Here is a 20789-nt window from a genome sequence, read left to right as displayed (position 1 = left end):
CTGCGCCCATCATTGCTCGAATAACACACGTCAGCGGCCAAGCCCGCGATGAGGATATAAAAATGCGCGTTCTGGTCTTGGGTAGCGGCGTCATTGGTGTGACCAGTGCCTACTATTTGGCGCGGGCCGGCTTTGAAGTCGTCGTAGTCGACCGTCAGCCCGCCGCTGCCATGGAAACCAGTTTCGCCAACGCCGGCCAGGTGTCCCCAGGCTACGCTTCGCCATGGGCCGCGCCGGGCGTGCCGCTCAAGGCCATCAAGTGGTTGTTGCAACGCCACGCGCCGCTGGCGATCAAGGCCACCGCCGATATCGACCAATACCTGTGGATGGCGCAGATGCTGCGCAACTGTACCGCCAGCCGTTATGCGGTGAACAAAGAGCGCATGGTCCGCCTGTCCGAGTACAGTCGTGACTGCCTCGACGAACTGCGTGCGGAAACCGGTATTGGGTACGAAGGCCGCAGCCTGGGGACTACGCAGCTGTTCCGCACCCAGGCCCAGCTTGATGGCGCCGCTAAAGACATTGCCGTTTTGAAAGAGTCCGGCGTGCCGTTCGAACTGCTCGATCGCGCCGGTATCGCCCGCGTTGAGCCTGCCCTGGCCAGCGTCACCGATATCCTTGCCGGTGCTTTACGTCTGCCGAATGACCAGACCGGCGATTGCCAGATGTTCACCACCCGCCTGGCAGAAATGTGCAAGCAACTGGGCGTGGAATTCCGCTTCGAACAGGATATCCAGCGCCTCGACTACGCGGGCGAGCGCGTCAACGGTGTGTGGATCGACGGCAAGCTGGAAACCGCCGACCGCTACGTACTGGCCCTCGGCAGTTATTCGCCGAAGCTGCTCAAGCCGCTGGGGATCAAGGCGCCGGTGTACCCGCTCAAGGGTTACTCGCTGACGGTGCCCATCACCAATCCGGCAATGGCCCCGACCTCGACCATTCTGGATGAGACCTACAAGGTCGCGATCACCCGTTTCGACAACCGCATCCGCGTCGGCGGCATGGCCGAAATAGCCGGTTTTGACCTGTCGCTTAACCCGCGGCGACGTGAAACCCTGGAGATGATCGTCAACGACCTTTATCCTCAGGGCGGCGATCTGACCGAAGCCACTTTCTGGACCGGCCTGCGCCCGACCACACCCGACGGCACGCCGATTGTCGGTGCCACGCCGTTCAAGAATCTGTTCCTGAATACTGGTCACGGCACCCTCGGCTGGACCATGGCGTGTGGCTCTGGTCGCTTGCTGGCCGACCTGATGGCGAAGAAAACGCCGCAGATCAGCGCCGAAGGCCTCGATATTTCCCGTTATGGCAACCACCAGGAGTCCGCAAAGCATGTCAATCCAGCGCCAGCTCACCAATGAGCGCATGAGCCAGATCGTTGTTCACAGCGGTACCGTGTATCTGGCCGGGCAAGTCGGTGACGACATGAACGCCGGGATCGAACAGCAGACCCGTGAAACCCTGGCCAATATCGAGCGTTTGCTGGACCTGGCCGGCACCGACAAAACCAAGCTGCTGTCGGTGACGATCTACCTGAAGGACATCGACGCCGACTTCGCGGGTATGAATGCGGTGTGGGACAAGTGGCTGCCCAAAGGTGTCGCCCCGGCCCGCGCCACGGTTGAGGCCAAGCTGTGCGAACCGGAAATTCTGGTAGAGCTGTCCGTCGTGGCCGCGCTGCCTTAAACAACGATCCCTCTTCCGGTGCTGAGGTTGTTGATCGGTGCCGGTTTTTTCTTCACCTTGCCGCCTAGAAGCCTGCCGCCATGCGTCCTGCCCGTGCCCTGATCGACCTCCAAGCCCTGCGCCACAACTACCAATTGGCCCGTGAAGTCACGGGCGCCAAGGCCCTCGCGGTGGTCAAGGCCGACGCCTACGGCCATGGTGCCGTGCGCGTCGCCCAGGCGCTGGAAGCCGAGGCCGATGGGTTTGCCGTGGCGTGTATCGAGGAGGCGTTGGAGCTGCGCGCCGCCGGTATTCGCGCGCCAGTGCTGCTGCTGGAAGGTTTTTTCGAAGCCGACGAGTTGCCGCTGATCGTCGAGCATGATTTCTGGTGCGTGGTGCATTCGCTGTGGCAACTGGAGGCCATCGAACAGGCCAGCCTGCTCAAGCCGCTGACCATCTGGCTCAAGCTGGATTCGGGAATGCACCGCGTTGGCCTGCACCCCAAGGATTACCACGAGGCTTACCAGCGCCTGCTGGCCAGCGGTAAAGTCGCAAAGATTGTGTTGATGAGCCATTTTGCCCGCGCCGATGAGCTCGATTGCGTCAGCAGCGACGAGCAAGTGGCGGTGTTTGATGCGGCGCGCCAAGGGCTGGTGGCTGAGGTCAGCCTGCGCAACTCGCCGTCGGTGCTGGGCTGGCCGAGCGTATCCAGCGACTGGGTGCGTCCGGGCATCATGCTTTATGGCGCCACACCGTTTGGTGAGGAGCAGGCCTTGGCCGCGCGTTTGCAGCCGGTGATGACCCTGGAATCGAAAGTGATCTGCGTGCGTGAACTGCCAGCCGGCGAGCCAGTGGGTTACGGCGCCCGGTTCATCACGCCCAAACCGATGCGTATCGGTGTGGTTGCCATGGGGTATGCCGACGGCTACCCGCGCCATGCGCCCACCGGCACGCCGGTGCTGGTGGCGGGGCAGCGCAGCCAATTGCTGGGTCGCGTGTCCATGGACATGCTGTGCATCGATCTGACGGACGTCCCTGAGGCGGGTCTTGGTTCCACCGTGGAGCTGTGGGGCAAAACCATCCTCGCCAATGACGTCGCCGTCGCCGCCGAGACCATCCCGTACCAGATCTTCTGCAACCTGCGTCGTGTGCCAAGGCTCTATTCCGGCGCTTGACCGTCAGGTACGAACACCGCTCCCTGGGATTTAGGCCCAAGTGTTGTAAATACTGAACGCTGTCGCCATGATAACGCTCAATTACAACAAAGCCAGAATCCTAGGAGGCTCCCGCATTGGACGTCGGCGAACGACTGCAATCCATCCGTAAGCTGAAGGGTCTTTCCCAGCGTGAGCTCGCCAAGCGCGCGGGCGTCACCAACAGCACCATTTCGATGATCGAAAAAAACAGTGTCAGCCCCTCGATCAGTTCCTTGCGCAAGGTGCTGGGCGGCATCCCCATGTCCATGGTCGAGTTCTTTTCCGAGGAGATCCTCCAGGAAATACCGACGCAGATCGTCTATAAAGCCAATGAGCTGATCGACATCTCTGATGGCGCCGTCACCATGAAACTGGTGGGTCGTGCTCACCCGAGCCGGGCGATCGCGTTTCTCAACGAAATCTACCCGCCGGGCGCCGATACGGGCGAAGAAATGCTCACCCACGAGGGCGAAGAAACCGGGATTCTGGTGGAAGGCCGTTTGGAGTTGGTGGTCGGTCTTGAAACTTTTGTGCTCGAAGCCGGCGATAGCTACTACTTTGAAAGCACCAAGCCCCATCGTTTCCGTAATCCGTTCGATGTGCCGGCGCGACTAATCAGCGCAGCCACACCCGCGAACTTTTAACAAAAGAGGCGTCCTGCCAGCGTTGCAGAGACACCCGAGCAGCATTCCGCGAGACTGAATCTCCCTTTGTTTAATAGGGTTGTTTCGGCCGGACGGGCTAACCGTTATACTTTCGCCGCCTGCGAAACCGTGGCCGCAGGCGTGAATAGCCACCATTGAGGGTGAACGCGTGAATCTAATTATGAAAATGCTGGCTGCACCAGCAACCGTACTGGCCCTATGGGCTGTCAGCGCTCAAGCTGCGACTAATGACGACATTGCCAAGCGCCTGGAGCCTGTGGGCCAGGTGTGCGTCCAGGGGCAGGAATGCAAGGGGATGGAAGTCGCTGTGGCAGCGGGCGGCGGCGGCGGAGCGAAAACGCCAGATGAAGTGATCGCCAAACACTGCAACGCGTGCCACGGCACCGGCCTGTTGAACGCGCCGAAAATTGGCGACACCGCGGCCTGGAAAGAGCGCGCCGACCACCAGGGCGGCCTCGATGGCATCCTGGCCAAGGCAATCACCGGTATCAACGCCATGCCGCCAAAAGGCACCTGTGCTGATTGCTCGGATGATGAGCTTAAAGGTGCAATCAAGAAGATGTCCGGCCTGTAACCGTCGATCTTCGCCAAAAACGCCGCTTACGAGCGGCTTTTTTGTGCCCGTAATTTGTGTTTCGAGGCTGTTCTTTGCAGCAAAGACCCGCCACTCTCTGTCCAACCCCTAATCATGGAATGTTCAGGAGGGTCGGATGGTGCAGTTGTGTTCAATCGAGCAAGCAGTTGACGACGTACTCGCGCGGCTACCGGCGCATATCCACATGGGCATGCCCCTGGGGCTGGGCAAGCCCAACCTGTTCGCCAATGCGTTGTACCGGCGTATCGCCAAGCTGCCGGAGCGGGCGCTGACGATTTACACCGCGTTGAGCCTGGGCCGCCCGACCTTGGGCGATGGCTTGCAGAAGCGCTTTCTCGAACCCTTTATCGAGCGGGTGTTTGGTGATTACCCAGAGTTGGAGTTTCTGGCCGCGCTGCACTCAGACAGCCTCCCGAAGAATATCCATGTGCAGCAGTTCTTCATGCAGCCCGGCAGTTTGCTGCACAGCACGTCGGCCCAGCAGGATTACGTCAGCAGCAACTACAGCCACGCCGCCCGCGACATCAACGCCGCTGGCCTGAACCTGGTGGCACAACTGGTTGCGAGCAGCGCGGAACACCCGGACCGTCTGAGCCTGAGCTGCAACCCCGACATCACCCTCGACCTGCTGCCCATGATCGCCAAGCGCCGTGAAGCGGGCGAAACCGTTTTGATCGTTGGCCAGGTCCACACCGAGTTGCCGTACATGCCGGGCGACTCCGAGTTGGGCATGGACGCGTTCGACTACCTGATCGATGCAAAGGACAGCAGCACGTTGTTCTCCACGCCGAACATGCCGGTGGGGTTCCAGGACCATTTCATCGGCTTGCACGCCAGCACCCTGGTGCGCGATGGAGGCACCTTGCAGATCGGTATTGGCTCCATGGGCGACGCACTGACCGCCGCTTTGCTGGCGCGCCAGGCCGATAACGAAGCTTATCGCCTGCTACTGACTGACCTGGATGTGTACCAATGGGCCCCGCTGATCAGTCGTGAAGGTGGTGTCGATCCCTTCGCTCGTGGGCTCTACGGTTGCAGCGAAATGTTCGTCAACGGCCTGCTGGTGCTGGCGGATGCTGGGATTATCCGGCGCAAAGTCTACCCGGATGTGGCCACTCAGGAACAAGCCAACGCCGGTTTGCTGGACGATGCGGCGCAGCCCGACGGCGTTTCGATCCACGGCGGTTTCTTCCTGGGGCCGCGCAGTTTTTACCAGCGCTTGCAGGAGATGACCCACGCCAAGCGCCTGGAATTCAACATGACCCGCATCAGCTACATCAACGAGCTGTACGGCCAGGAAGCGCTCAAGCGCCTGCAGCGCCAGGATGCACGGTTTATCAACAGCGCGATCACGGTGACGTTGCTGGGCGCAGGCGTGGCCGACCAGTTGGAGGACGGTCGCGTGCTCAGCGGCGTAGGTGGGCAATACAACTTTGTGGCTCAGGGGCATGCGCTGGAGGGCGCGCGCTCAATCCTGATCCTGCGCAGTTGGCGTGAGTCGGCGGGGGAGGTCAGTTCCAACATCGTCTGGGAGTATGGGCATTGCACCATTCCCCGCCACCTGCGGGACATCGTCATCACCGAGTACGGCATTGCCGACCTGCGTGGGCAGACGGATGTCAAGGTGATCGAGGCGTTGCTCAACATCACCGATTCACGCTTCCAGGCCGACTTGATCGAACAAGCGCAAAAGGCTGGCAAGTTGCCCAAGGATTTCCAGCTCGATCCTCGCTTCAGCGACAACACCCCGGAGCGGCTCCAGGGTATCCAGGCGCGGCATCGGCGGCTGTTCCCGGAGTATCCGCTGGGCAGCGATTTCACGGACGAAGAGCGGGATCTGTTGCGCGCCTTGAACTGGCTCAAGAGCAAATTCAAGCTGACGGAGATTCTGGAGTTGGGCAAGGCGGCACTGGATGCACCGGAGCCGGAGGCGTTTCCAGCGCATTTGAGGCGGATGCGGTTGGATAAACCGGAGGGGCTGAAAGAGGATCTCTATCAGCGCCTATTGCTCGCTGGCTTACAAGCAACCGCACACTAAAAACCAACACAAAGCCAAATGTGGGAGGGGGCTTGCCCCCGATAGCGGCGTATCAGTCCCAAATGTGTTGGCCGAACCACTGTTATCGGGGGCAAGCCCCCTCCCACATTTTGATCCGTGTTCACCTCGTAGCAAATTACTCGATGAAGGTGACGACGCCACCGGCCAGCGACTTCACCCGCGCCAGCGACTCAACCCGATAACCCTGCGCATCCAACTCCGCACGGCCACCCTGGAACGACTTCTCGATCACAATCCCCAAACCGGCAACGGTCGCACCGGCCTGCTTGATGATCGAAATCAGCGCCTGGGATGCCTTGCCGTTGGCCAGGAAGTCATCGATCACCAGTACGCGGTCGCTGCTGGTCAGGTGACGCGGCGAGATCGCCACGGTGCTTTCGACTTTCTTGGTGAAGGAATACACCGTCGCCGACAGCAGGTTTTCGGTCAGGGTCAGGGACTGCTGCTTGCGTGCGAAAATCACCGGTACGCCAAGGTTAAGACCGGTCATGATTGCCGGCGCGATGCCCGACGCTTCGATGGTGACGATCTTGGTGATGCCCGCGTCCTTGAACCGCGCGGCGAATTCGTCGCCGATCAGTTTCATCAGCGCCGGGTCGATCTGGTGATTCAGAAAGGCGTCGACCTTGAGTACCTGATCGGAAAGCACGATGCCTTCTTCGCGAATTTTCTTGTGCAGTGCTTCCACGGAAAGCTTCCTCTAATGGCGGGTTGTGCGCCGAAAGTAGATTAAAAAGTAGTCGATTCTAGCGCTTTAACATCGCGCGTATATCCGCCAGGGCGGTGTTGCCGCGAACGGCCTTCACCTCGGTCGGGGTGTCGTCATTGCCTTCCCAGGCCAGGTCATCCGGCGGCAGTTCGTCCAGGAACCGGCTGGGGGCACAATCGATGATTTCGCCGTATTGCTTGCGCTTGGCGGCAAAGGTGAAGGCCAGTGTCTGACGTGCGCGGGTAATGCCCACGTAGGCCAGACGCCGTTCTTCCTCGATGGTGTCGGCTTCGATGCTGGAGCGGTGCGGGAGGATTTCCTCTTCCATGCCCATGATGAACACATAGGGAAATTCCAGGCCCTTGGACGCATGCAAGGTCATCATCTGTACACCTTCGGCGCCGTCTTCCTCTTCCTGCTGGCGCTCGAGCATGTCGCGCAGCACCAGCTTGCCGATGGCGTCTTCGACGGTCATTTCGCCGTCTTCGTCTTTTTCCAGGGTGTTCTTCAACGCTTCGATCAGGAACCAGACGTTGCCCATGCGGTAATCCGCGGCCTTGTCGCTGGAACTGTTGGTGCGCAGCCAGTTTTCATAGTCGATGTCCATGACCATGCTGCGCAGGGCGCTGATCGGGTCTTCGCCGGCGCACTGCTCGCGCACCTTGTCCATGAAGCGCTTGAAGCGCGACAGGCGATCGGTGAAGCGCGTGTCCAGGTGTTCGCCCAGGCCGATTTCGTCGGTGGCGGCGTACATCGAGATCTTGCGTTCGGTGGCGTAGTTGCCGAGCTTTTCCAGGGTGGTGGAACCAATCTCGCGGCGCGGCACGTTGATCACGCGCAGGAAGGCGTTGTCGTCGTCCGGGTTCACGATCAGGCGGAAGTAGGCCATCAGGTCTTTCACTTCCTGGCGTCCGAAAAAGCTGTTGCCGCCTGACAGGCGATACGGCACCTGGTGGTGCTGCAACTTCAGTTCGATCAGCTTGGCCTGGTAGTTGCCGCGATAGAGGATCGCGAAATCGCTGTAGGGCCGGTCGGTGCGCAGGTGCAGACTGAGGATTTCCACGGCCACGCGCTCGGCTTCGGCGTCTTCGTTGCGGCAGCGGATCACGCGGATCTCATCGCCGTGGCCCATCTCGCTCCACAGTTGTTTTTCAAACTCGTGGGGGTTGTTCGAGATCAGCACGTTGGCGCAACGCAGGATGCGGCTGGTGGAGCGGTAGTTCTGCTCCAGCATCACCACTTTCAGGGACGGGTAGTCGTCCTTGAGCAGCATCAGGTTTTCCGGGCGGGCGCCGCGCCAGGCGTAGATCGACTGGTCGTCGTCGCCCACCACGGTGAACTGGTTGCGCGTGCCGATCAGCAACTTCACCAGCAAATATTGGCTGGCGTTGGTGTCCTGGTATTCGTCCACCAGCAGGTAGCGCACCTTGTTCTGCCACTTTTCGAGGATGTCGGCGTGTTCCTGGAACAGCTTCACCGGCAGCAGGATCAGGTCGTCGAAGTCCACCGCGTTGAACGCCTTGAGCGTGCGCTGGTAGTGGGTGTAAACGATGGCGGCGGTCTGTTCCTTGGGGTTGCGTGCATTTTCCAGGGCTTCGGGCGGCAGGATCAGGTCGTTTTTCCAGGCGCCGATCATGTTCTTGATCTCGTCGACGCCGTCGTCGCCCGCGTATTCCTTCTGCATGATGTCGGTCATCAGGGCCTTGACGTCGGTCTCGTCGAAGATCGAGAAGCCCGGCTTGTAGCCCAGCCGCACATGCTCCTTGCGGATGATGTTCAGGCCCAGGTTGTGGAAGGTACACACCGTGAGGCCACGGCCTTCGCCCCCCTTGAGCAGGGTGCCGACGCGCTCTTTCATTTCCCGCGCCGCCTTGTTGGTAAAGGTCATGGCGACGATGTACTGGGCGCGGATGCCACAGTTCTGGATCAGGTGCGCGATCTTGCGGGTGATCACGCTGGTCTTGCCGGAGCCTGCACCGGCGAGCACCAATAGAGGGCCGCCGACGTAGTTCACGGCTTCTTGCTGCCGGGGATTGAGTCGGGACATACGGAATTCAGGGAGTCGTTGTTCAAAAGGGCGGGCATTTTAACAGGCTGGCAAGATTCTGCTGCCCTGGATCGACGGTGTGACGTACCACTCGATCTAAATTTGCCGCTTTTGATACTTTGCCGCAGGATGTCTGGGTTTTTAAGACAATTGCTTACAGCCTGCGTATTTGATAGCCCCTATCATTGGTGATTATCAGGCCGCACGTCATAATGCCCGCCGCCAACGAATTTTTGCAGAGTCTAGGGAGCTAGCTTGTCTACGCCTGTCGAACCCTTGCGTTTGCTGCTACTGGCCGATACGCCTGAGTGGGCAGCGTTGTTGCGCGAGTGCCTGGCGCCGATGGGCGATGGGGCTGTGCTGATCAGCGCGCCAAACTGGGACTCGGTGAGTCGTCTGTTCGACGACGACGACAGCGCCGTGCTGTTGACCACGCCCAGCCTGCAACCCGGCCCTGGCCGTTGCAGCTTGCCGTGCGTGTTGTTGCTGGAGCAGGAACCGCTGGTTTCGCCGCTGGGCGTCAGTGATTGGCTGATCCGCAATGCGTTGGACGCTGACACCCTGCGTCGTTGCCTGCGCCATGTGCGTGAGCGTGGTGTGCTTGAAAACACTCTGCAGCGCCTGGCCGAACAGGACCCGCTCACCGGCATCGCCAACCGCCAGGGCTTCCAGACCCTGCTGGCCGCACGGTTGGCCGAGAACGAAGGTCGCGGCCTGGCCCTCGGTCACCTGGACCTCGATAATTTCCGCCATGCCAACGATGCCCTCGGCCACCAGGCCGGCGACCGCCTGATCCTGCAAGTGGTCTCGCGGCTTAAGAGCCAGCTCGAAGCCGGCGATCAATTGGCGCGCCTGGGCAGCGACGAATTCGCCCTGCTGATCGATACGCGCCGCGCGCCCCAGCGTGCGGAGTGGATGGCCGAGCGCATCACCGAAGCCATGGCCGAGCCTTATTGGGTGGATGGCGAAAGCCTGCTGATCGGCTGCAGCCTGGGCGTGGCCCATGCCCGGGCGCGTGCCGGCGCCGACCCGCTGATGTGGCACGCCCATATCGCCATGCAGCAAGCCAAGAGTACCCAGGGCTGTACCTTTCATATCTTCAACGAACGCATCAACCGCAACGCGCGCAGCCTGGCCGACCTGGAAAGCGAGCTGCGCCGTGCCTTGCGCCGTGATGAGCTGGAGCTGCATTACCAGCCGCGCCTCGACCTGGACGACGGGCATATCGTTGGCCTGGAAGCCCTGGTGCGCTGGCGCCACGGCGAGCGTGGCCTGTTGCCGCCGAGTGAATTCGTGCCACTGGCCGAACAGAGTGGGCTGATTGTACCGTTGGGTTACTGGGTGATTTCCCGGGCCTTGCGTGACATGCAAGACCTGCGCGAACGCGGCCTGCCGCCGCTGCATATGGCGGTAAACCTGTCGTTTCGCCAGTTCCAGGACAGCCAGCTGCTTTCTACGCTGAGCCGGCTGATCAGCGAGCGCGGCGTGGAAGCGCAATGGTTGGAATTCGAACTGACCGAAACCGCCGTGATGCGCCGCAGTGACCTGGTCAAGCAGACCATGGACGCCCTTGGCCGTTTGGGCGTGCGGTTTTCCCTGGATGACTTCGGCACCGGTTTCTCATCGTTCGTGCACCTCAACAGCCTGCCGATTGCGTTGTTGAAAATCGACAAGAGCTTCGTCGGCGGCATGGAAGAGCGTGAGGAAAACCGCAAGCTGGTGCACGCCATGATCAACCTGGCGCACAACCTCAATCTGGAAGTGGTGGCCGAAGGTGTCGAGACTCCCGAGCAACTGGCACTGTTGCGGTTGTTCGGCTGCGACCAGGCCCAGGGTTACCTGATCAGCAAGCCGCTGCCGTTGCCGGAGTTGGTGGAATACCTGACCTTCGGCAATGGCCAGCGCACCTGCGTGAGCGAGGGGCTCTAGTCGACCTGTGCAGCCTGAAAGCCGGTGTCGGCTTCGGGCTCCTGGCCTTCCCGGCGAATCATCCGCTTCATCTTCGCTTCAAACGCCCAGGTCAGGCTAATCGCGGCGCAGGCCAGGCCCAGCGCCAGGCCCCACCACACGCCGGTGGGACCCCAGCCCAACGTGAAGGCCATCAACCAGGCTGAAGGCGCGCCAATCAACCAGTAGCAGCCTGCACCGATCAGGAAGGTGGTCTTGGCGTCTTTGAGCCCGCGAATGCAACCCATCGCGATGGTTTGCACGCCGTCGAACAGCTCAAACCAGGCGGCGACGGCGAGCAGGCTGACGGCCAGGACGATCACATCGTGGAACGCCGGGTTGTCGTGGTCGATTAGCAGTCCAATCAACGGGTCTGAAAACAGCCACAGCACGGCGGCAAATCCCAGCATTATTGCCGCGCCAAAGCCTATGCCGACGCGCCCGGCCATGCGCGCATGCAGCAATTGCCCGGCGCCGTAGTGCTGGCCGATGCGCATGGTCACCGCGTAGGACATCCCCGCGGGCACCATAAAGGCCACCGACACGATTTGCAGGGCGATCTGGTGCGCTGCCAACTGCGTGCTGCCCATGGTGCCCATGCACAGTGCAGCAAAGGCAAACAGCCCGACCTCCACCGCATAGGTACCGCCAATCGGCAGGCCCAGGCGCCACAGCTCGCGCAAGTACTGGGTGTTGAGGCGCAGCAGCCCGGTGCCCAGCGGGTAGGCTGCATAAGCCCGGTTGCTGCGGATGTACCACATCAACGCCAGCGCCATGCTGTTGGCGACAATGGCCGTGACTAAACCAATGCCCATCAAGCCGAGCTTGGGCAGGCCGAACATGCCTTCGATCAGCGCGTGGTTGAGCAGGTAGTTGACCACCGTGCCGCCGAGGCTGATCACCATCACCGGAGTGGCCTTGCCGATGGCGCTGGTGAAACCGCGCAGGGCCATGAAGCTCAGGTAGCCAGGCAGGGCGAACGGCAGCATGGTCAGAAATTGCCCTGCCGAGTGCACGTTGGTTTCGGTCTGGCCGAACATCAGCAGCACCGGCTTGAGGTTCCACAGCAGCAGGGCCGCCGCCAAGGCCATCAGCCAGGCCAGCCACAGCCCGGCCTGGGTCAGGCGGGTGGCGCCTTCGATATCACCCGCGCCGTGGCGGATCGCAACCAAGGTGCCCACGGCGGCAATCACGCCGATGCAGAAAATCGCGACGAAAGAATAACTCGCCGCGCCCAGGCCGCCACCGGCCAGGGCTTCGGGGCTCAGGCGCGCCATCATCAGGGTGTCGGTCAACACCATCAGCATGTGTGCCAACTGTGAGGCAATCAACGGCCCTGACAGCCGCAGAATGGCCCAGAGTTCGGTACGTGCCGGATGCTGCATGATCATCACGCTCAAAAAGTCAGAGGGTTGGGGAGGGGTTGATTCTCGGCGCTTCCAGCCCATTGCACAAAGGGATAAATGCGATCGTTTGCATGATTAAAACTCATGTCTGATTGATTCTGGTAGGGTTTCAGCACTGTGCTGTCGGAGCTTTCCCAATGTCTCGTCGTCTTCCTCCTCTTTATGCGTTGCGTGCCTTTGAAGCGGCCTCCCGGCACAGCTCCTTCACCCGCGCTGCGGAGGAGCTGTCGATTACCCAAAGTGCGGTGAGCCGACATATCCGCACGCTCGAAGAGCATTTCGCCTGCCGCCTGTTCCAGCGCAACGGCCGCGCCTTGCAGCTCACTGAGGCGGCGCGCCTGTTGTTGCCCGGCGTGCGCGAAGGGTTTGCGGCGCTGGAGCGGGCCTGCCATACCTTGAATGCCGAAGATGACATCCTGCGCATGAAGGCCCCCTCCACATTGACCATGCGCTGGCTGCTCGCGCGGCTCAGCCGCTTCCGGGCGCTGCAGCCGGGCAATGAGGTGCAACTGACCAGCGCCTGGATGAGCGTGGACGAGGTGGACTTCAATCAGGAGCCTTTCGACTGTGCGGTGCTGCTGAGCGATGGGCATTTTCCAGCGGATTGGGAGGCCCGTTACCTGTTCCCGGAGCTGTTGATTCCTGTCGGTGCGCCGAACCTGCTGGAGGATGGACCTTGGGATGCCGCGCGCCTGGCCACCGCCGAATTGCTGCACCCCACGCCCGACCGGCGAGACTGGCGCAACTGGCTGGAGCGCATGCAGCTGTCGTCCCAAGTGTCACTCAAGGGCGGGCAGGTGTTCGACACCCTGGAGCTGGGCATGATCGCTGCTGCGCGGGGCTACGGCGTGTCCATGGGCGATTTGCTGATGGTGGCTGAAGACGTCGCCCAGGGACGATTGAGCCTGCCGTGGCCGACGGCGGTGGCCAGTGGGGAAAATTACTACCTTGTGTGGCCAAAAACCCGTCCTGGCGGCGAGCGCTTGCGACGGTTGGCGGATTTTCTGCAAGGCGAGGTGCAGGCGATGGTGTTGCCTGCGGTAGAGCGCCTCGACTGAAGGGGTGGAAGCGTTGGTTCGCAACCGTTTGCGTCATACCCCTGTGAATCGCTCAAGTATTGCTGCGGCCAGCCGAAGTAGGTGTGTTGGAACTATCGTGCACCAACGTTTCCCATCAGATAATTTGCCGAGCAGCGCTATGAGATCAGGATGATCCTGGCCTCGGCCAGGAGCTGTCATGTCTCAACCTCGCGCCCGGATTGCCTCCCAGTTAGGCCTCGCGTTAGCCGTGATTCTGGCTGTCGTTATCAGCGGCAGTACGGTGTTTGCCTTGCGTTCCCTCGACTCCGCCAACCTCGACACCCGCGAGGAACACCTGGCCAGTGAGGCGCGTCTGCTCGCCGACCAGCTCAATACCTTCCACGGCACCTTGCGCGAGAGCACTCAGCGTTTGAGCGGGCTGTTTGAAAAGCGCTTCGGCGCCGGGTTGAGCGTGCATGCGGACCAACCCGTGACCGTAGCCGGTGTTCAGACGCCCAGCCTGTACCTGGGCAGCGAGGTGCTGAATAACAACTTTGATGAAGTGGATGAGTTCAAGCAAATGTCCGGCGGCGTGGCCACCGTATTTGTGCGCAGTGGCGACGACTTCATCCGGATCAGCACGTCCCTGACCAAGCAGGATGGCAACCGCGCCATCGGCACCGTCCTGGACCGTCAGGGCCCGGCCTATCAGCGCGTTGTGGGTGGGCAGACCTACATCGGCAGGGCGGTGTTGTTCGATCGCTCCTACATGACCCAGTACAGCCCGGTGCGTGACAGCGGCGGTAAGGTCATCGCCGTGCTGTTCATCGGTTTTGACTACACCGATGCGCAGAACGCCCAATTCGAAAACCTCAAGCGTTTCCGAATTGGCCAGACCGGTTCCCTTGCGCTGCTGGATGAGCAAAAGCACTGGCTGGTGCCACCCGCCGGCGTGCAGGCGCTGGATCAATCGGTGGCGGTGATGCTGGACCTGGCCAAGACCCCAGGCAAAGGCCGCTTCTGGAGCGACAAGAACGAAGATTTCTATAGCGTTTCGGTACCGTTCGAAGGTGGTCCGTGGGCTGTAGTCGCGAGCATGCCGAAAGCTGAAATCCGCGCTGTGACCTGGGCCGTGGGTATTCGCCTGGTGATCGGCAGCGTGCTGGCGATGTTGCTGGCGGTGGGCGCCACGGTCTGGCTGCTGCGCAGCAAGTTGCAGCCCCTGAGTGACCTGGTGCGTCAGGCCGAGTCCCTGGGGGCGGGCGATCTGAGCGCGCGCTTGAACGTGTCCAGCCATGACGAAATCGGCCAACTGGCGCGCAGCTTCAACCAGATGGGCGAAGCGCTGTCGACCATGGTCTCGCATATCCGTAACGCAGCCGAAGAGGTCAACAGCCGCGCCCAGGCCTTATCCGGTTTGTCCGGCGGTGCCTATGAGGGCATGGAGCAGCAATCCGGCGAAATCACCAGCATGGCCGGCGCGGTAGAGGAGTTCAGCGCCACGTCGTTGAATATCGCCGACAACATGGGCAATACCGAACGCCTGGCCCAGGAAAACGCCCAGCAGACCCGCATTGGCCGCACCTCGATGCAGGAAGCGTCGTCGTCGCTGGAACACATCGCCACCGCCCTGAACAGCACGGCCACGGTGATCAACACCCTCGGCCAGCGCTCCCAGGAAATCGGCGGGATCGTCGGCGTGATCACCTCGATTGCCGAACAGACCAACTTGCTGGCGCTCAACGCCGCCATTGAAGCCGCCCGCGCAGGGGAGCAAGGCCGTGGGTTTGCTGTGGTGGCCGACGAAGTACGTAACCTGGCGTCGCGTACCCGTGAAGCCACCGATGAAATTTCCGGCATGATCCAGAGCATTCAGAAGGAAACCGGCAACGCTATCAGCACCATGGAGCAAGGCAACGCGCTGATGCAGGAAGGCCTGTCGCGCAACGCCGACGTGGCCTCGGCCCTGGCACGTATCGACGAGCAAAGTCGCTCGGCCGGCCAGCAATTCGCCGCGATTACCACCGCCACCCAAGAGCAGAGCAGCACCGCGACCTTGCTCAGCAGCAACCTGCAGAGCATCGCGCTGGCCAACAGCGAGCAGCGGGAAGTGGTGTCCAACCTGGCGATTACCGCCAAGGAACTGGAGACATTGGCGGCGAGCCTGCGCCATGAGGTGGATCGGTTTCGCTGAGCCACCGCTGTACAAAATGTGGGAGGCTTACCCCCTCCCACATTTGGCTCTGCGCCAAGCTTAAGTGATCGCCGCCGGGCGGTATTGCAGGGCCTCTTTCAGGTGGTCGCGGGTAATGGTATCTACCTGATCCAGATCCGCCAGGGTGCGTGCCACCTTGAGCAGTCGATGGGCCGCGCGCAGCGATAGGGTCAGTCGTTCACAGGCCGTTTCCAGCCAGCTTTCATCCACCTTCGCGAGCTTGCAGTGCTCGCGCAGCCCCGGCAGATCAAGAAAGGCATTCGCACAGCCCTGGCGCTTTTGCTGATGCTCGCGAGCCTGGGCGACCCGCGCTGAGGCATGGGCGGTATCCTCGCCCATCTGTTGGATCGGGTTCAGCGCTGTCGTTTCCCTCGCCACGGTCAGGTGCAAGTCAATCCGGTCCAGCAGCGGTCCTGAGAGCTTGTTGCGATACCGCTGAATCTGCTCCGGCGTACAGCGACAGCGCCCGCTGGGTTCGCCCATATAGCCGCAAGGGCAGGGGTTCATCGCCGCGACCAGTTGGAAGCGCGCCGGGAAACTCACTCGGTCGCGAGCGCGGGAAATCACGATATGCCCCGACTCCAGCGGTTCACGCAGCACTTCCAACACCTTTCGATCAAATTCCGGCAGCTCATCGAGAAACAGCACCCCATGATGAGCCAGGGTAATTTCTCCTGGCTGTGGTTTTGAGCCGCCGCCCACCAGTGCCGGGCCTGATGCCGAATGGTGCGGTTGGCGAAACGGCCGGTGAGGCCAGTGGCTCAGCGGTGCCAGGCTTACAACCGATTGAATCGCGGCAACCTCCAGCGCCTCCTGTTCGCTCAACGGCGGTAATAAACCTGGCAGGCGGCTGGCGAGCAAGGTCTTGCCGGTGCCGGGCGGCCCACTGAACAAAAGGTTATGCGCGCCCGCTGCCGCAATCAGCAACGCTCGTTTGGCCGCGAGCTGGCCCTGGACTTCACTCAGGTCCGGATAGGGCTTGTTCAAGTACATCAAACCATCGGACTTGTATGGCTCGATCGGCACATGCCCATTCAGGTGCGCCACCACTTGCAGCAGGTGGTCCACCGCAATCACCTTCAACCCCGACGCCAGGCACGCCTCCTCGGCATTCGCCCGCGGCACTATCACGGTGCGCCCGGCCTTGCGTGCCGCCAACGCCGCCGGCAACACCCCTTTCACGGCGCGCACTTCGCCGGACAGCGCCAGTTCCCCCAGGCATTCCACGTCATCGAGCATCAGCGCCGGCACCTGCACGCTGGCCGCCAGGATTCCCAGGGCAATCGCCAGGTCAAAACGGCCGCCGTCCTTGGGCAGGTCGGCGGGCGCTAGATTGAGGGTGATCCGGCGGGCAGGGTATTGCAACGCGGAGTTGAGAATGGCGCTGCGTACGCGGTCCTTGCTTTCCTTGACCGCGGTTTCCGGCAGCCCCACCAGCGTCAGGGACGGCAGACCATTGGCCATATGCACCTCGACGGTGACGGCAGGGGCTTCGACGCCGATCTGGGCGCGGCTGTGGACGATGGCGAGGGACATGCTCGTTCCTTGAAAAGGGGAGGCCGCTTCCTGCGGTTTTTCAAGGGTAGACGAGGTGGGGAAGAGCGAGGCGGGGAGGTTTTACAGAACGTATCCAGAACAAAAGGTTGAGCAAATGTGGGAGGGGGCTTGCTCCCGATAGCAATGTTTCAGTCAGCATTGATACCGGCTGATACACCGCCATCGGGAGCAAGCCCCCTCCCACACTGATCGCATTTATTCAGCAGGAGGGGTCAACCGCGCTTCCAGCTCTGCAACTTTCGCCTCCAGGCTCTCCAACCGCGCACGGGTGCGGGCAAGAACCACCATCTGGCTATCAAACTCTTCCCGGCTCACCAGGTCGAGCTTGCTGAAACCGCTTTGCAGCAAGGCCTTGAACTGGCTTTCGATTTCATTGCGGGGCAGCGGGGTGTCGCCGCTGAACAGACGAGAGGCGTGGCCGCTCAGGGCGTCGAGGAGGTCTTTGGGCGCGAGCATGGGGAATATTCCGGAAAACTGTTGGCGGGCAGTGTATCACGCAGCGTCTATAGTCTTTTTTACGGCCTGAGTCGCACGCTTTTCGCGCATCAGGCTGGGCGGCTATGCGCTGTTTTAGTGCGCATTGTCGTCGCCAGATAGCCCCGCTGGTGGGCTTGAGTGGGCAAAGGACTGATTTCAGTGATTTTTACGGAGCTGGCAAGGTTTCTGCTTAGACGATCATGACCCATGCACTGATGCAGTCGCTGTGACGAATGCAGTGCGCCGACGGATCAGGGGTACAGGTTTCGTCACCAGTGGTTCGCTGGCGTCGCAATGGCAACTGCCCTGCGACGATGCGTTACAAAGCCAGGCACTGCGCTTAGACTTGAGACGGGTTTGTTTTCCTGGGGCAAGTCCACCAATTCGGGAGAGAGTTTTCATGAAGCTAGTCACTGCCATCATCAAGCCGTTCAAGTTGGACGATGTACGCGAGTCGTTGTCCGAGATCGGCGTGCAGGGCATTACCGTTACTGAGGTCAAGGGCTTCGGTCGGCAGAAGGGTCACACCGAGCTGTATCGCGGCGCGGAATATGTAGTCGATTTCCTGCCGAAGGTGAAGATTGATGTCGCTATTGACGACAAGGATCTTGACCGGGTTATCGAGGCGATAACCAAGGCCGCCAACACCGGCAAGATCGGTGACGGCAAGATCTTCGTGGTCAATCTGGAACAGGCTATTCGCATCCGTACCGGCGAAACCGATACCGACGCAATCTAAGCCGCCAAACCCCAACGCCCCAGGAGAAAACAATATGACTCTGCGTAAATTCGCAGGGCTCGGAGCCCTGTTGTCCATCGTAATGCCAAGCCTGGCCATGGCGGCAGACGAAGTGGCTGCTCCAGTCCTCAATTCCGGCGACACCGCCTGGATGCTCACATCCACTGCGCTGGTGCTGTTCATGACCATTCCAGGCCTGGCGCTGTTCTACGGCGGCATGGTGCGCTCCAAAAACATTCTTTCGGTAATGATGCAGTGCTTCGCCATCACGGGCCTGATCAGTATCCTGTGGGTCGTCTACGGCTATAGCATCGCGTTCGATACCACGGGTATGGAACAGGGTGTGGTCAACTTCAACTCCTTCTTCGGCGGCATGGGCAAGGCGTTCCTGGCGGGTGTGACCCCGGCCAGCATCACCGGGCCGGCTGCGCTGTTCCCGGAAGCAGTGTTCATCACCTTCCAGATGACCTTCGCCATCATCACCCCGGCACTGATCGTCGGTGCGTTCGCCGAACGCATGAAGTTCTCCGCCATGCTGATCTTCATGGCTATCTGGTTCACTCTGGTCTATGCGCCAATCGCCCACATGGTGTGGAGCGGCAACGGTGGCCTGCTATGGGACTGGGGCGTGCTGGACTTCGCCGGCGGCACCGTGGTGCACATCAATGCCGGTGTTGCTGGCCTGGTGGCGTGCATCGTGCTCGGCAAGCGTAAAGGCTTCCCGACCACACCAATGGCGCCTCACAACCTGGGCTACACCCTGGTGGGTGCTGCCATGCTGTGGGTTGGCTGGTTCGGCTTCAACGCCGGCTCTGCGGCTGCGGCCAACGGCACCGCCGGTATGGCGATGCTGGTGACTCAGATTGCTACCGCTGCTGCAGCACTGGGCTGGATGTTCGCCGAGTGGATCACTCACGGTAAGCCAAGCGCACTGGGCATCGCCTCGGGTGTCGTGGCTGGTCTGGTAGCCGTTACGCCGGCCGCTGGCACTGTTGGCCCGATGGGCGCTCTGGTGATCGGCCTGGTGGCCGGTGTGATCTGCTTCTTCTGCGCCACCAGCCTCAAGCGCAAACTGGGCTATGACGACTCCCTGGACGCATTCGGCGTGCACGGTATCGGCGGTATCGTCGGTGCGATCCTCACCGGTGTGTTTGCAGCCCCTGCATTGGGCGGCTTCGGCACCGTGACTGACATTGCAGCTCAAGTCTGGATCCAGTGCAAAGGTGTCGGCTTCACCGTGATCTACACGGCCATCGTCACCTACGTCATCCTCAAGGTGCTGGACATGGTCATGGGCCTGCGTGTCACCGAAGAGGAAGAGGCTGTCGGCCTCGACCTGGCGCAACACAACGAACGCGGCTACAACCTGTAAGTACGCGAAAAAAAGATGCCCGGCTTGCCGGGCATTTTTTTGCCTGGCGTTTGTCAGTCATAACAAGCTGTGCCGGTTTTTGCGCAGAGTTTGTCATGCACTTTCCGCCGTGCGAATGTCTTACAGGCATGTAGGCGTATTCGGCACTTTGTTTTTTCCCAGAGCGCGCTAGAATGCGCGCCGATGGGCGGAGAACTGTATGTGGCAACAGACCCTGATTACCCTGCGGGCCAAGCCCCGGGGCTTTCACCTGGTGACTGACGAGTTGCTTGCCGGTTTGCCTGAACTGAAGGCCTGCCGCGTGGGCCTGTTGCACCTGTGGCTGCAGCACACCTCGGCCTCGTTGACTGTCAACGAGAATGCCGATCCGGCGGTTCGTCGTGACTTCGAGCGTTTTTTCAACTCGCTGGTGCCGCAGGGCCGCGCCGGGTTCGAACACAACGACGAAGGTCCGGATGACCTGCCGGCGCACTTCAAGGCCAGTCTCCTGGGCTGCCAGCTGAGTTTGCCGGTCAAGGCCGGCCGCTTGGCGATAGGGACCTGGCAAGGTGTTTATCTGGGCGAGCACCGTGATCATGGCGGTGCTCGTAAAGTCCTCGCCACCTTGCACGGTGATGGGGCATAAGCCACTGGTTATCCGGTGGATGTTGATTTTTCCCCGGTGACCTCGACAGAGGATGAAGCTGGGCTATAACTAATCTGCTTTTCGCAAGTCATGAGGTAGAACATGAGCGACGATGATCTGGAAAACGACGACCTCGAAGTAGGTGACGACGACGAGGCCGAAGATAGTCTTGATGCGGCAGCAGTTGACGACGTTGCTGACGAGGCCGATGACGGTGGTGGCGATGACGCGGCTCCCAAAGCCAAGGGCAAAGCCAAGGCTGCTGTTTCGGTAGATGAATTGCCGAGCGTTGAAGCCAAGAATAAAGAGCGCGATGCGCTGGCCCGTGCGATGGAAGAGTTTCTTGCCAAAGGCGGCAAAGTGGTTGAAGTCGAGCCCAATGTGGTTGCAGACCCGCCCAAGAAGCCGGATAACAAGTACGGCAGCCGACCTATCTAAGGTCAGCCACCTGCTTGCAAGAAAAAGCCCGCCGTCGCTGCGGGTTTTTTCATGC

18 protein-coding genes are annotated in these 20789 nt (G+C 60.9%); 13 read left to right on the top strand and 5 right to left on the bottom strand.

The features are described from left to right. The first annotated feature begins 62 nt into the window (after nt 1-62). From dadA to HDC32_RS19635, 6 genes are all read left to right on the top strand, one after another. Nucleotides 63-1364 carry a D-amino acid dehydrogenase gene (dadA, locus tag HDC32_RS19660; RefSeq protein ID WP_131697635.1) on the top strand — a complete coding sequence of 434 codons (1302 nt, stop codon included), beginning with the start codon at nt 63-65 and terminating at the stop codon, nt 1362-1364. Then, nucleotides 1336-1689 carry a RidA family protein gene (locus tag HDC32_RS19655; RefSeq protein ID WP_017135862.1) on the top strand — a complete coding sequence of 118 codons (354 nt, stop codon included), beginning with the start codon at nt 1336-1338 and terminating at the stop codon, nt 1687-1689. The genes dadA and HDC32_RS19655 overlap by 29 nt, the downstream gene beginning before the upstream one ends. An 80-nt stretch (nt 1690-1769) precedes the next feature. After that, nucleotides 1770-2843, top strand: a complete 1074-nt coding sequence (gene alr, locus HDC32_RS19650; protein WP_184745191.1) for an alanine racemase — start codon at nt 1770-1772, stop codon at nt 2841-2843. 116 nt (nt 2844-2959) lie between these two features. Next, on the top strand, nt 2960-3508 hold the full coding sequence (locus HDC32_RS19645; RefSeq protein ID WP_003176893.1) for a cupin domain-containing protein: 549 nt from the start codon (nt 2960-2962) through the stop codon (nt 3506-3508). Between the two features lie 181 nt (nt 3509-3689). Next, nucleotides 3690-4103, top strand: a complete 414-nt coding sequence (locus HDC32_RS19640; RefSeq protein WP_090401453.1) for a cytochrome c5 family protein — start codon at nt 3690-3692, stop codon at nt 4101-4103. A gap of 136 nt (nt 4104-4239) precedes the next feature. Beyond that, a complete protein-coding gene (locus HDC32_RS19635) occupies nt 4240-6162 on the top strand; it encodes an acetyl-CoA hydrolase/transferase family protein (protein WP_184745189.1) in 1923 nt (640 codons plus the stop codon). Between the two features lie 136 nt (nt 6163-6298). Here HDC32_RS19635 and HDC32_RS19630 read toward each other — a convergent pair whose 3' ends face one another. After that, complete coding sequence (locus tag HDC32_RS19630; protein WP_145337423.1) at nt 6299-6871, bottom strand: xanthine phosphoribosyltransferase; 573 nt, start codon at nt 6869-6871, stop codon at nt 6299-6301. A 58-nt stretch (nt 6872-6929) separates the two neighbouring features. Continuing rightward, a complete protein-coding gene (gene rep, locus HDC32_RS19625) occupies nt 6930-8939 on the bottom strand; it encodes a DNA helicase Rep (RefSeq protein ID WP_027608306.1) in 2010 nt (669 codons plus the stop codon). A gap of 255 nt (nt 8940-9194) precedes the next feature. Between rep and HDC32_RS19620 the strand changes: the two genes are divergently transcribed. Further along, entirely contained in the window at nt 9195-10868 is a 1674-nt protein-coding gene (locus HDC32_RS19620) for a bifunctional diguanylate cyclase/phosphodiesterase (RefSeq protein WP_131697632.1), read from the top strand. Here HDC32_RS19620 and HDC32_RS19615 read toward each other — a convergent pair. Then, nucleotides 10865-12277 (bottom strand): NorM family multidrug efflux MATE transporter, encoded by a 1413-nt coding sequence (locus HDC32_RS19615; protein ID WP_131697631.1) that lies wholly within the window; start codon nt 12275-12277, stop codon nt 10865-10867. The two genes, HDC32_RS19620 and HDC32_RS19615, sit on opposite strands and share 4 nt — an antisense overlap. A gap of 152 nt (nt 12278-12429) precedes the next feature. Here HDC32_RS19615 and HDC32_RS19610 point away from each other — a divergent pair, with 152 nt between their 5' ends. Both HDC32_RS19610 and HDC32_RS19605 read left to right on the top strand, forming a co-directional pair. Beyond that, nucleotides 12430-13350 (top strand): LysR substrate-binding domain-containing protein, encoded by a 921-nt coding sequence (locus tag HDC32_RS19610; RefSeq protein WP_131697630.1) that lies wholly within the window; start codon nt 12430-12432, stop codon nt 13348-13350. 178 nt (nt 13351-13528) lie between these two features. Beyond that, nucleotides 13529-15505 (top strand): methyl-accepting chemotaxis protein, encoded by a 1977-nt coding sequence (locus HDC32_RS19605; RefSeq protein WP_167655938.1) that lies wholly within the window; start codon nt 13529-13531, stop codon nt 15503-15505. 60 nt (nt 15506-15565) lie between these two features. Here the strand turns inward: HDC32_RS19605 and HDC32_RS19600 are convergent, their stop codons facing one another. After that, nucleotides 15566-17062 (bottom strand): YifB family Mg chelatase-like AAA ATPase, encoded by a 1497-nt coding sequence (locus HDC32_RS19600; RefSeq protein WP_145337425.1) that lies wholly within the window; start codon nt 17060-17062, stop codon nt 15566-15568. A gap of 216 nt (nt 17063-17278) precedes the next feature. Continuing rightward, the gene (locus HDC32_RS19595) at nt 17279-17539 is read right to left on the bottom strand and encodes an accessory factor UbiK family protein (protein ID WP_027608312.1); all 261 of its coding nucleotides are present in this window, start codon (nt 17537-17539) and stop codon (nt 17279-17281) included. Between the two features lie 421 nt (nt 17540-17960). Here HDC32_RS19595 and glnK point away from each other — a divergent pair, with 421 nt between their 5' ends. From glnK to sutA, 4 genes are all read left to right on the top strand, one after another. Continuing rightward, a complete protein-coding gene (gene glnK, locus HDC32_RS19590; protein WP_002555808.1) occupies nt 17961-18299 on the top strand; it encodes a P-II family nitrogen regulator in 339 nt (112 codons plus the stop codon). A gap of 34 nt (nt 18300-18333) precedes the next feature. Further along, nucleotides 18334-19671: an ammonium transporter gene (locus HDC32_RS19585; RefSeq protein ID WP_131697627.1), complete on the top strand. Its 1338-nt coding sequence runs from the start codon at nt 18334-18336 to the stop codon at nt 19669-19671. A gap of 199 nt (nt 19672-19870) precedes the next feature. Beyond that, entirely contained in the window at nt 19871-20296 is a 426-nt protein-coding gene (locus tag HDC32_RS19580) for a secondary thiamine-phosphate synthase enzyme YjbQ (RefSeq protein ID WP_065938004.1), read from the top strand. A gap of 102 nt (nt 20297-20398) precedes the next feature. Next, a complete protein-coding gene (gene sutA, locus HDC32_RS19575; RefSeq protein ID WP_131697626.1) occupies nt 20399-20734 on the top strand; it encodes a transcriptional regulator SutA in 336 nt (111 codons plus the stop codon). Nucleotides 20735-20789 lie beyond the last annotated feature (55 nt).

It is taken from the genome of Pseudomonas sp. JAI120, from assembly GCF_014207255.1.
Lineage (GTDB): Bacteria > Pseudomonadota > Gammaproteobacteria > Pseudomonadales > Pseudomonadaceae > Aquipseudomonas.
Note: the sequence above shows the minus strand (reverse complement) of the source record. Positions and strands in the feature narration are given on the sequence as shown.